Annotated in this window: 11 protein-coding genes; 6 read left to right on the forward strand and 5 right to left on the reverse strand. The window is 54.9% G+C overall.

The window, feature by feature from the left end; translation table 11 throughout:
* Positions 1–5 precede the first annotated feature (5 nt).
* From ubiE to IXC47_RS02175, 5 genes are all read right to left on the reverse strand, one after another.
* Positions 6–740 (reverse strand): bifunctional demethylmenaquinone methyltransferase/2-methoxy-6-polyprenyl-1,4-benzoquinol methylase UbiE, encoded by a 735-nt coding sequence (ubiE, locus tag IXC47_RS02155; RefSeq protein WP_175624884.1) that lies wholly within the window; start codon positions 738–740, stop codon positions 6–8.
* 119 nt (positions 741–859) lie between these two features.
* Positions 860–1,297, reverse strand: a complete 438-nt coding sequence (locus IXC47_RS02160; RefSeq protein ID WP_175624883.1) for a gamma-butyrobetaine hydroxylase-like domain-containing protein — start codon at positions 1,295–1,297, stop codon at positions 860–862.
* Positions 1,298–1,374: 77 nt separating this feature from the next.
* Entirely contained in the window at positions 1,375–1,803 is a 429-nt protein-coding gene (locus IXC47_RS02165; RefSeq protein ID WP_195874552.1) for an HIT family protein, read from the reverse strand.
* A gap of 2 nt (positions 1,804–1,805) precedes the next feature.
* Entirely contained in the window at positions 1,806–5,804 is a 3,999-nt protein-coding gene (locus IXC47_RS02170; protein WP_195874553.1) for a DUF3683 domain-containing protein, read from the reverse strand.
* A gap of 141 nt (positions 5,805–5,945) precedes the next feature.
* Positions 5,946–6,434 (reverse strand): YqaA family protein, encoded by a 489-nt coding sequence (locus IXC47_RS02175; protein WP_195874554.1) that lies wholly within the window; start codon positions 6,432–6,434, stop codon positions 5,946–5,948.
* 215 nt (positions 6,435–6,649) lie between these two features.
* Here IXC47_RS02175 and ilvA point away from each other — a divergent pair, with 215 nt between their 5' ends.
* From ilvA to IXC47_RS02205, 6 genes are all read left to right on the forward strand, one after another.
* Entirely contained in the window at positions 6,650–8,173 is a 1,524-nt protein-coding gene (gene ilvA, locus IXC47_RS02180) for a threonine ammonia-lyase, biosynthetic (protein WP_175625208.1), read from the forward strand.
* A gap of 12 nt (positions 8,174–8,185) precedes the next feature.
* Entirely contained in the window at positions 8,186–9,025 is an 840-nt protein-coding gene (queF, locus tag IXC47_RS02185; protein WP_175624879.1) for an NADPH-dependent 7-cyano-7-deazaguanine reductase QueF, read from the forward strand.
* Between the two features lie 241 nt (positions 9,026–9,266).
* Positions 9,267–9,740 carry a PTS sugar transporter subunit IIA gene (locus IXC47_RS02190; protein ID WP_012080961.1) on the forward strand — a complete coding sequence of 158 codons (474 nt, stop codon included), beginning with the start codon at positions 9,267–9,269 and terminating at the stop codon, positions 9,738–9,740.
* 50 nt (positions 9,741–9,790) lie between these two features.
* Positions 9,791–10,732: an HPr(Ser) kinase/phosphatase gene (gene hprK, locus IXC47_RS02195; protein ID WP_175624878.1), complete on the forward strand. Its 942-nt coding sequence runs from the start codon at positions 9,791–9,793 to the stop codon at positions 10,730–10,732.
* Positions 10,733–10,801: 69 nt separating this feature from the next.
* On the forward strand, positions 10,802–11,665 hold the full coding sequence (gene rapZ, locus IXC47_RS02200) for an RNase adapter RapZ (RefSeq protein WP_175624877.1): 864 nt from the start codon (positions 10,802–10,804) through the stop codon (positions 11,663–11,665).
* A gap of 51 nt (positions 11,666–11,716) precedes the next feature.
* Positions 11,717–12,343: an LON peptidase substrate-binding domain-containing protein gene (locus IXC47_RS02205; protein WP_175624876.1), complete on the forward strand. Its 627-nt coding sequence runs from the start codon at positions 11,717–11,719 to the stop codon at positions 12,341–12,343.
* The last annotated feature ends 8 nt before the right edge of the window (positions 12,344–12,351 follow it).

Consider the following 12,351-nt stretch of genomic DNA (forward strand, 5'->3'; position numbering starts at 1 on the left):
GTCTCCTAGAGTTTAATCCCGGTGTGCAATGCCGCCACGCCGGCTGTCAAATTAAAATACTCGACTCTTTCAAGCCCAGCATCCTGCATCATTTTTTTCAGTGTTTCCTGATCCGGATGCATGCGGATCGATTCAGCCAGATACCGGTAACTCTCGGCATCATTTGCAATACGCTTGCCCAACCACGGCAACACTGAAAACGAATACACGTCATACGGTTTTTGTAATGGCTCCCATACTTTCGAGAACTCCAGCACCAGCAACTTGCCACCGGGCTTCAATACACGCCGCATTTCTGCCAGCGCCACATCCTTGTGCGTCATATTGCGCAAACCGAAAGCGACACTGACGCGATCAAAATAGTTATCGGGGAAAGGCAATTTCTCCGCATCACATAAGGATGTTGGGGTAATCAAGCCTTTATTCAACAGTCGATCGCGCCCGACACGCAACATCGACTCATTAATATCCGTCAGCCAGACTTCACCGGTGCTACCTGCCTGGCGTGCGAACGCCTTGGCCAGGTCACCCGTGCCACCGGCAATATCCAGCACTTTGAAACCGGGGCGCACACCAGCTTGTGCAATCGTGAAGGTCTTCCATACACGATGCAGGCCCGCCGACATGAAGTCATTCATCACGTCGTACTTGGCGGCAACGGAGTGAAACACTTCCGCGACCTTGTGGACTTTCTCTTCTTCAGCGACGGTTTGGTAACCGAAATGTGTGGAATTTGTCATAGCTAGCCAATTACATTATACAAGCGTTATTGAGATGTGAAGAAAACGTTAAAAATTATTTTTTACTTGCTGATCACACAATAAATTCAAACTCGAGTTTGCTCACAAACCCAGTCAAATCAATGACTTCCGCAACCAGAGCCGCCGGTCACTGCCTTGCTCATCGGTGCGTCACGTCCGCTTTCACGTGTAAACCCGGCCGCTTCGAGGCGACGCAGATAGTCTTCCCACAGGGCATCTTTATCGGTGCCGAGGTGGTACAGATACTCCCACGAAAAGATGCCGGTATCGTGACCATCGGAGAAAGAAGGTTTGATCGCGTAATTGCCAACCGGTTCGACGCCGGTGATTTCCACATTGCGCTGGCCGGTCTGCAGGGTTTCCTGCCCCGGGCCGTGACCACGCACTTCGGCCGACGGCGACCAGACGCGCATCAATTCAAATGGCAGCGAAAAAGTCGCGCCATCATCGAATTCGATTTCCAGTACGCGCGATTGTTTGCGCACCGTCAAGCCGGTGGGTTGTGGTGCAGGAGGTGTTTGTTTGGAACCAGCCATGATCGTCTCTCGTTCAGGGTGAGTGCAGGCGGCAAGCATACCGCCGATTGATTGTTCTGTGCTGTAGGTATATTTACTCAGGCGCTGCAGTTTGCGTTGCGAACGATAGCCGTACGCAATGCAGGCAGCAAGGCGCGACGCTGCGCCAGTATATCGTCCGCAGTCTGGCGCTGTACTGCTGCCCAGACGGGACTCGGGAAATGCGCGTCATCGCTAAAGCGTGGGATCAGGTGCCAGTGCAGATGCGGCACCATGTTGCCGAGGCTGGCCAGATTGATTTTTTCCGCTTGCATCACTTCACGCAAGGCAGATTCAACCTGGCAGACTGTCTTCATCAAAACCGAACGTTGTTCCGGTTGCAGATCCGTCATTTCTGCTACGTGCGCATTCCAGATCACGCGACAAAAGCCGGGGTACTGCGCATCGTCTACCAGCACGATGCGCAATTGCTCATTGCGGAACAATACTTCCCCGCCGCCTTCTTCACATAACTCGCAAGCCGCCATCGTTACACCAGCACGCGTTCGATACCACCGTTGTTGGCGCGATCGACGTACTCAGGCAACCAGTTAGGTCCGAGCAAATGCTTGGCCATTTCGACCACGATGTAATCAGCAGTGGTGTCCGAGTCTTCGTTGTAACGCGACAAGCCTTGCAGGCACGACGGGCACGAAGTCAGGATTTTGACGTCACCTGTGAAACCATCGCCGCGCAATTTATCCGCGCCCTTGGTCATTTCTTCTTCCTTGCGGAAGCGCACCTGGGTCGAGATATCCGGACGCGTCACGGCCAGCGTGCCGGACTCGCCGCAGCAGCGATCATTCTTCTCGATCTTTTGATCGTCTACCGTCGTGATCAAGGCGTTCACCGTTTTCAACGGATCCTGCAATTTCATCGGGCTGTGGCAAGGGTCGTGATACATGTAACGCACGCCGTTCACGCCTTCCAGCTTCACGCCTTTTTCCATCAGGTATTCATGGATGTCGACGATGCGGCAACCCGGGAAAATTTTCTCGAATTCATAGCCTTGCAACTGATCGTAGCAAGTACCGCAAGAAACGATGACGGTTTTGATATCCAGGTAATTCAACGTATTCGCCATGCGATGGAACAGCACGCGATTGTCGGTGATGATTTTTTCCGCCTTGTCGTAATTGCCGGAACCACGTTGCGGATAACCGCAGCACAGGTAACCCGGCGGCAACACGGTTTGCACGCCGACGTTCCACAACATCGCCTGCGTCGCCAGACCTACCTGCGAGAACAGGCGCTCGGAACCGCAACCCGGGAAATAAAACACGGCTTCGGTATCCATCGTCGTGGTCTTGGGATCACGGATGATAGGTACGACTTTATCGTCTTCGATATCGAGCAAGGCGCGCGCCGTTTTCTTCGGCAGGTTGCCCGGCATCTTCTTGTTGATGAAGTGGATGACCTGTTCCTTGATAGGCGGCTTGCCGACTGTCGCACGTGGCGCGGAAGTCTGTTTCTTCGCCAGCTTTTTCAGCACGTCATGACCAAAGCGCTGCGCCTTGTAGCCCCAACCTATCATGACCTGGCGCGTCGCATTGATGGTCGCCGGATCGGTCGCATTCAGGAAGAACATCGACGCAGCCGTACCCGGATTGAAGGACTTCTTGTTCATCTTGCGCAGCAGGTTGCGCATATTCATAGACACATCACCAAAGTCGATATCGACCGGGCAAGGCGTCAGGCATTTGTGGCAAACCGTGCAGTGATCAGCCACGTCTTCGAACTCTTCCCAATGCTTGATCGAGATGCCGCGACGGGTCTGCTCTTCATACAGGAAGGCTTCTACCAGCAATGAAGTCGCCAGGATCTTGTTACGTGGCGAGTACAGCAAATTGGCACGCGGTACATGCGTCGCACATACCGGTTTGCATTTACCGCAACGCAGGCAATCCTTGACGCTATTGGCTATCGCACCGATATCGCTTTGTTGCATGATCAGCGATTCATGGCCCATCAAGCCGAAAGATGGAGTGTAAGCATTGCGCAAATCTGCGCTCAGCTCAGACATATCCATCAGCTTGCCTTTGTTGAAGTGGCCTTCCGGATCTATGCGTCGTTTGTACGAACGGAAATCGGACAGTTCGGCTTCGGTCAGGAATTCGAGTTTGGTAATACCGATACCATGCTCACCGGAAATCACACCGTTCAGCGAACGTGCCAGCGCCATGATGCGCGCCACGGCTGCGTGCGCATCCTGCAGCATCTGGTAGTGATCGGAGTTGACCGGAATGTTGGTGTGCACGTTGCCATCACCTGCGTGCATATGCAGCGCGACGAAGACGCGGCCACGCAATACACGTTTGTGGATGGCAGTAGCTTCATCCAGGATCAGGCGGAACGATGCGCCGCTGAAAATCTGGCGCAATGGCGCACGGATTTCTGTTTTCCACGACACGCGTATGGTGCGATCCTGGATCACATCGAATACGGTCGCGTCCGGTTGCACCTGCAAACGCTCTTCGAATACCGGCAAGAGTTTTTCCAGACCCAGCGCGCCCAACTCATCCTTCGCAGTACGCAAAGGTTGGTCGAGGTTATCCAGCATATAAGTCCAGCGTGCGGTGGCAGCAGCGATCAGCGCCTCTGCCTGATGCACGCGATCTTCCAGCAATTCGGCGGCTGGAATGTCATCGCCTTCTGCATCATCGCTCTTGCCCAGTGGCAGATTGCCCTTGGTGAAGAAGGTGTGCAGCTCTTCCAGCAATTGCAGTTTATTGCCTATCGAAAGCTCTACGTTGATGCGTTCTATGCCATCCGAATATTCACCCATGCGATCCAGCGGGATCACGACGTCTTCATTGATTTTGAAGGCGTTGGTGTGTTTGGAGATCGCAGCGGTACGCGCACGATCGAGCCAGAATTTTTTGCGTGCTTCCGGGCTAACTGCGACGAAGCCTTCGCCAACGCGGGTATTCGCCAGGCGTACGACTTCGGATGCAGCTTGCGCTACCGCGTTTTCATCGTCACCGACGATATCGCCGAACAAAGCCATCTTCGGCAAGATGCCGCGCTTGGATTTGGTCGCATAGCCGACTGCGCGCAGATAGCGCTCGTCCAGATGCTCAAGACCGGCCAGGATAGCGCCGCCCTTTTTGGTTTCGGCATCGAGGAAATCCTTGATCTCGACGATGGATGGAATCGCATCGCGCGAATGGCCGAAGAATTCCAGGCACACGGTACGCGTATGCTTGGGCATCTTGTGCAGAATCCAGCGCGCCGATGTAATCAGGCCATCGCAACCTTCTTTTTGCACACCCGGCAAACCGGACAGGAATTTATCGGTAACGTCTTTGCCCAGCCCTTCCTTGCGGAAGGTGCGGCCAGCGATTTCCAGCGTCTCGGTCTTGAATGGCTGGTTGACGCGGCCTTTCTCGGCCGGATGCGTCCATTCCAGCTTGAACTTGGCGACCGGCGCATCATGGATCTTGCCGAGGTTGTGCTCCAGACGTGTGACTTCCAGCCAGTCGCCGTTAGGATCAACCATGCGCCAGCTGGCGAGGTTGTCGAGTGCAGTACCCCACAGCACGGCTTTCTTGCCGCCTGCGTTCATCGCGATATTGCCGCCTATACACGAAGCTTCGGCCGAGGTCGGATCAACCGCAAACACGAAACCGGCTTTTTCTGCCGCATCAGAAACCCGTTTGGTCACGACGCCAGCACCCGAATAAATAGTTGCGTATTCACGGTCTACGCCTGGCAGCATGGTCATTTCAACCGCGCCCAGCGCTTCCAGTTTTTCGGTGTTGATAACAGCCGACATCGGCGTCAGCGGTACTGCGCCACCGGTATAACCGGTACCGCCGCCGCGCGGGATGATGGTCAGGCCGAGCTCGATACACGCTTTGACCAGGCCAGCCATTTCATCTTCGCTGTCAGGCGTCAACACCACAAACGGATATTCAACGCGCCAGTCGGTAGCGTCGGTCACGTGCGAGACGCGCGACAAGCCATCAAACTTGATATTGTCTTTTTCGGTATAGCGGCCCAGCACCCGGTTCGCGCGTTTGCGCAAATCGTAAGTACGACGGAATTCTTCGCCAAAGGCAGTGACTGCCTTGCGCGCCGATTTCAGCAGGGCTTCGACCGCAGCACCGCGACGTGCAGCATTTTCATCAGTCGAGGTAGCCAGGTCGGTAGTGCGACGCTTTTCGACTTCAACCAGACGGTGGTGCAAGGCATCGATCAAAGCCTGGCGACGCTTGGGATTGTCCAGCAGGTCGTCTTGCAGATAGGGATTGCGTTGCACGACCCAGATGTCGCCCAACACTTCGTACAGCATCCGTGCGGAACGACCGGTCTGGCGGGCACCGCGCAGCTCGTCGAGCAGCTGCCATGCATCCTCGCCCAACAGGCGAATCACGATTTCGCGGTCGGAAAATGAAGTGTAGTTATAGGGAATTTCACGCAAGCGGGTAGGCACGGCACCGCCAGGGCCATCCGCCAGAAGGTTCTGTATTTGTACTGGGGCGTTCATCAGTGGGTCAATTGAATTAACGCTAAATACGCATTTTAGCTGATTGCGCTGCAACACGCCCGACAGACGTGCATGGCAGAAAAGGGAAAAATGATGGGCTGATCCGTATGAGCAGGGGTAAAAAGCGAGAAATCCGGCGTTTTAAAAGACATTCGCCAAATAATGCCAAAAACCATCAGGTATATAGAGCAGCAGCCAGGTCATGGTCAGGTAGCGCAGGAATTTGCCTATCGCCATATAGAGTACGCACGGCCAGAACGGCAATTTGAGCCATCCGGCCAGCAGGCACAGCGGGTCGCCTATGCCCGGCAGCCAGGCCAGCAGCATGGTTTTGGCGCCGAAACGCTGCAACCAGCCAAACCAGCGGGTTTCCCTTTCCTTGGCAAATACCTGCTTCGCACCCCGCCCCATCCAGTAATTGACCACACCGCCCAGGGTATTCCCGGCCGTGGCCACCAGCAAAACCGGCCAGAACAGGGCAGCATTTGCCTTGACGACCGCAAAGACGGCCGGCTCCGAGCCCAGCGGCAGCAGGGTCGCAGAGACAAAGCTGATGAGAAAGACTGAAAGCAGGCCGACTTCAGGTGCGGCCAGCGTCGTTAGCACCCACTGGACAGCGGTCTCAACCATGCATCACGCGTATCAGCAAATTCAAGGGCAATAGATTCAAATCGCAGGCTCATTCATATTGAGTGAAAGAAAGCTATATCAGCATGCTGATATAGCTAGAACGCATCTCACGGATATTTGTGAAATGAGTTCTTAAACGCCGTCCATTATAATGATGTGCTGCGCCGCACGAAGACTAACCCTGTTTTCACAGCGCGCCCATGATATTGAATCCTATGACTACCGACTATTTGAAGAAAGTTTTAACCGCGCGCGTCTACGATGTCGCCGTGGAATCCCCACTCGAGCTGGCACCAACGCTGTCGCAGCGTGTGGGCAATCAGATTTACTTCAAACGCGAAGACATACAAAGCGTGTTCAGCTTCAAGCTGCGCGGTGCCTACAACAAGATGGCACACCTGCCACCAGCGCAAATGAAGCGCGGCGTCATTTGCGCATCGGCTGGCAATCACGCCCAGGGCGTGGCACTGTCCGCCACCAAACTCGGGTGCCGTGCCGTGATTGTGATGCCGACCACGACTCCATCGGTCAAGGTGGAAGCAGTTAAAGCACGTGGCGGTGAAGTCGTGCTGTTCGGCGATTCGTATTCCGATGCTTACCAGCATGCGCTGACACTGGAAAAGAAACTCAAGCTGACCTTTGTCCACCCATTTGACGATCCGGACGTGATCGCAGGACAAGGCACCATCGGCATGGAAATCCTGCGCCAGCACGCTGGCCCCATCCATGCGATTTTTGTTCCTATCGGCGGTGGCGGCCTGATCGCCGGTGTAGCCGCTTATGTCAAAGCCGTGCGTCCGGAAATCAAAGTCATAGGTGTACAGACTTCGGATTCCGATGCGATGGCGCGCAGCCTGCAAGCCGGACGACGTATCACTTTGCCGGATGTCGGCCTGTTCGCCGACGGTACTGCGGTCAAGCTGGTGGGTGAAGAAACCTTCCGTCTCGCGAAGCAATATGTAGATGAAGTCATCGTGGTCGATACCAATGAAGTATGCACCGCGATCAAGGATGTATTCCAGGACACGCGCAGCATCCTTGAGCCATCCGGCGCGCTTGCTGTCGCCGGTGCCAAGGCTTATATAGAACGTGCCCGCGCCAGCAAGAAGCCATTGAAGAATGAAACCCTGGTTACGGTTGCCAGCGGCGCGAATATGAATTTCGACCGCCTGCGCTTCGTCGCTGAAATGGCCGACGTCGGCACCGCACGCGAAGGTGTATTCGCCGTCACCATCCCGGAAGAACGCGGCAGCTTCAAGCGCTTCTGCGAACTGATCGGCCCGCGTAACGTCACTGAATTCAACTACCGCATCAGCGATGACAAACTGGCGCACATCTTCGTCGGCATGCAAATCGCGGACCGTGATGAAGCCGGGAAAATCACCAAGCTATTTGAAAAGCATGGCTTCAAGACACTGGACCTGACGCATGACGAATTGGCGAAAGGCCATATCCGCCATCTGGTCGGCGGTAAGAGCGAACTCACGCAGGACGAGATCCTGTATCGCTTTGAATTCCCGGAGCGTCCGGGCGCACTCATGCGCTTCCTCGACAGCGTGGCACCAAACTGGAATATCAGCCTGTTCCACTACCGCAATCAGGGCGGCGATGTAGGCCGCATCCTGGTCGGTTTGCAAGTACCGAAGAAAGAAATGAAAACCTTCCGCACTTCGCTTGCAGGTCTCGGTTATCGCCACTGGGATGAGACCGACAACCCTGTGTATAAATTGTTTTTGTAAAAAGTTATCGTCATGAGCACTTCATCCACACCAGACGCGTCGCCGCTGGGCAAGCCATCGGTTTACCAGACCCAGTACGATCCGTCGCTACTGTTCCCGATACCACGCCAGGGCAAGCGCGATGAACTGGGTTTGTCCGGCGACCTGCCTTTCTTTGGTGTCGATATCTGGAATGCCTATGAATTGTCGTGGCTGAATATGCGCGGCAAGCCGCAAGTGGCAATCGCACGCATCATGGCACCGGCCGATTCGCCTAACATCATCGAATCGAAATCGTTCAAGCTTTATCTGAATTCATTTAACCAGACCAAGCTGGGCGGCACGGACGCCTTGCTGGAGTTATTGCGCGCAGATTTGTCGGCAGGCTTTGGTGCACCTGTACAGATCTCACTGACATTGCCGGAAGACTTCAGCAAGATCAGCATCGGTGAGCTCGATGGAGTCTTGCTGGACAGACTGGACATAGAAGTAAACGACTACACGCCGGATCCTTCGCTGCTGCAAGCCGCACATGATGAAGCGCCAGTGGAAGAAACCCTGTTGTCCAATTTGCTGAAATCGAATTGCCTGGTCACCGGCCAGCCGGACTGGGGCAGCGTGCAAATCCATTACGTGGGACCGCAGATTAATCAGGCCGGCTTGCTGCACTACCTGATAGGTTTCCGCGAACACAACGAATTCCATGAACAATGCGTAGAACGTATCTTTATGGACATTTTGCGTCAGTGCAAACCGCAAAAACTTGCTGTTTATGCACGCTATACCCGTCGCGGCGGTCTCGACATCAACCCGTGGCGCAGCAATTTCAGCACTGGCAAACCGCCGTCTAACGCCCGTAACGCAAGGCAGTAAGCACGATGTAAGTTCCATGGATGAAGCTATTTATATGCTTCATCCGGGCTTAACGTATCAGTTGGCTTGTGGTCTAATCGATCTATCAGAAAACAGCAATAACTATGGCAAGTCGCATTAAAAAGGTGCGTCTTATCTGCAACAGACGGGTCGGCACCGGCCCAGCTTTCCCGATTCAGGCCCTATCGCCATCGAATAGGCCTATAATTCCTCGCAGAGTCCTTTTTTTGTGCGTCGCACCATGAACCATTTAAGTCAGATTCTCCCCCCTGCCAACGTAGTACTTGATCTGGATGTCTCCAGTAAAAAACGTACGTTCGAACAGGTAGGTTTAATTTTCGAAAACAACTGTGGCATTGCCCGTTCCGTCGTCTCCGACAATCTGTTCGCGCGCGAACGTCTGGGTTCGACCGGCCTCGGCCATGGCGTTGCCGTGCCTCACGGTCGCATCAAAGGTTTGAAAGCACCATTGGCAGCTTTCGTGCGCCTGGCGCAGCCGATTCCGTTTGAGTCGCCTGACGGACAGCCGGTAAATCTGCTGATTTTCCTGTTGATCCCGGATCACGTGACGCAACAGCATCTGGAAATCCTGTCCGAACTGGCAGAAATGTTTTCCGATGAAGCGTTCCGTAATTTGCTGGCCAGCACAGAAGATCCGGCGGCAGTCCATGCACGCCTGATTACCTGGCAGCCTAGCCTGCAAAGCACCAACTAATCCGCCGCGCCTTTCCACGGCGCGCATCCTGTCCTGTCAGCATCCACAACATGCCACTACCGACACCGCTCTCTGTCCAGCAAATTTACGACGATAACCGTGAAACCCTGCAACTCGGATGGTTTGCGGGCTTCCCCGGTGGTGAGCGCCTGATTTCCGGCGATGCGACTTCGGCCGCAGACCAGGTGGGTCACTTGAACCTGATCCACCCCGGTCGTATCCAGGTTTTCGGTCATCAGGAAGTCGAGTACTACCAGCGTCTGTCCGATAACGGACGCGCCCACCATACCGCCGAACTGGTCGCTGGCGAGCCACCCGCCTTCATCATTGCGCAGGGCCTGGAAACACCGGCCGACATCATGGCGATTTGCGACGATAAAAACATTCCATTGTTTTCGACGCCGCTGCCTGCCGCGCAAGTGATCGATTACCTGCGCGTGTATCTGTCGAAAAAGCTGGCGCAGCGCATCACGATGCACGGTGTATTCATGGACGTGCTGGGTGTCGGCGTACTGATCACCGGCGAATCCGGCCTAGGTAAAAGCGAACTGGGTCTGGAACTGATTTCACGCAATCATGGCCTGGTGGCCGATGACGCAGTCGAGTTCGCGCGCATCGCGCCGCACATGATAGAAGGCCGCTGTCCGCCACTGCTGCAAAACCTGCTGGAAGTACGCGGCCTCGGCTTGCTCGATATCCGCACCATCTTTGGTGAAACCGCAGTGCGCCGCAAAATGCGCCTGAAGCTGATCGTGCACCTGGTTCGTCGCAGCACGTTGGAAGAAAGTTACGAGCGCCTGCCGCTGCCATCGCAGAGCGAAGAAATCCTCGGCCTCTCGATACGCAAAGTCGTGATCCCGGTCGAAGCCGGTCGAAATCTGGCGGTGCTGCTGGAAGCAGCGGTACGCAATACCATCCTGCAATTGCGCGGCATAGACACCCTGAAAGACTTCATGGTGCGCCAGCAAAAAGCGATGGAAAGCGACGAATAATCCCTCGGCAAGCTGAAGCAGAATTTTCGCGACGGCACCTTAGTCGTGTGCTTGGGGTATCATCAAGCTATGCGCATTATTCTCATCACCGGAATCTCCGGATCCGGCAAATCAGTCGGACTGACCTCCCTCGAAGACGCTGGTTATTTCTGTGTCGACAACCTCCCGCCTACCCTGTTGCGGGCGCTGGTTGCTACGCGCCAGGAAGAGCATGCGGACAAACTCGCAGTAGCGATGGACGCACGCAGTGCCAGCTCGCTCATGGGCTTGCCTGCCGATATCTCATGGCTGCAAAACCAGGGACATGAAGTCAAAGTCCTGTTCCTCACGGCGAAGACCGATTCACTGATCGCGCGTTTTTCCGAAACCCGGCGCAGCCACCCACTGTCGCATCGCGGTTTCAGCAGCAGCGCAGCAGAAGATCGCCGCACACTGACCGAATGCATACGCGAAGAACGCGAAATGCTGTCCGGTGTCGAAGAAGTCAGCCATGTTATCGATACCTCGGGCATGAGCGCGAATAAATTACGCGGCTGGATCAAGGCGCTGATCGAAAGTGATCACTCGCCACTAACCGTATTGTTTGAATCTTTTGCTTTCAAATTCGGTGTACCGCTGGATGCCGACCTGGTATTTGATGTGCGCATGCTGCCGAATCCACACTACGACACGCAATTACGCCCGTTAACCGGACGTGATGCGCCGGTGCAGGCCTTTTTGCAGGCACAGCCGGATGCCACTGCCTTGCTGGCAGATATACGCGGCTTCGTCGAAAAATGGCTGCCTGCGTTCAAGAAGGATAATCGCAGCTACCTGACTGTCGCCATCGGTTGCACCGGCGGCCAGCATCGCTCGGTGTATATGGTGGAGCAACTGGCCGCCCATTTCCGTGCGCACGAACACGTCATCCTCAGGCATCGCGAACTAGACTGATCATATTTCTGTCCAAGCGGTATCAGCCTCTACCCCGAACACCCATTTCTCATGCCTGCAAACGAATACTGGCTTCCGCTGTTCCCCCTCAATACCGTGCTGTTCCCGGGCGGCATACTCCCCCTTAAGGTTTTTGAAACGCGCTACATAGACATGGTGCGCGATTGCATGAAGCGAGAAATGCCGTTCGGCGTGGTCTTGATCAAATCCGGACAGGAGATCGGCGAAGCGGCGGAACCGGAAGATGTCGGCTGCATGGCGCACATTACCGACTGGGATGCACCACAACTCGGCGTACTCTTGCTACGTACGGAAGGCGGCACCCGTTTCCGTATCCTGGAAACACGTGTACACAAGGATCAGCATCTGGAAGGACGCGTAGAAATCATAGGACACGGCGGCCCCAGCATCTTGGCGCAGGAACATCAGGGCTGTGCCAACACGCTCAAGCTGGTGATCCACGACATCAATACCAAAGGACGCGCCGAAATAGGCGAGGAATTTGAAAGTCCGTTTACGGAAAACTTGCATCTGGACGATGCAGGCTGGGTGGCCAATCGCTGGTGTGAAATCCTGCCTATACCGCTGAAGGCCAGGCAGAAATTGCTGGAAGTCGATGATGCACAAACCCGTCTGACCATCATCCAGCAATACCTGCAACAGCACGAAATTATTTAAAGCACAGC

Origin of the sequence: Herminiimonas contaminans (assembly GCF_015645465.1) — a bacterium.
Classification (GTDB): Bacteria; Pseudomonadota; Gammaproteobacteria; order Burkholderiales; family Burkholderiaceae_D; genus Oxalicibacterium; species Oxalicibacterium contaminans.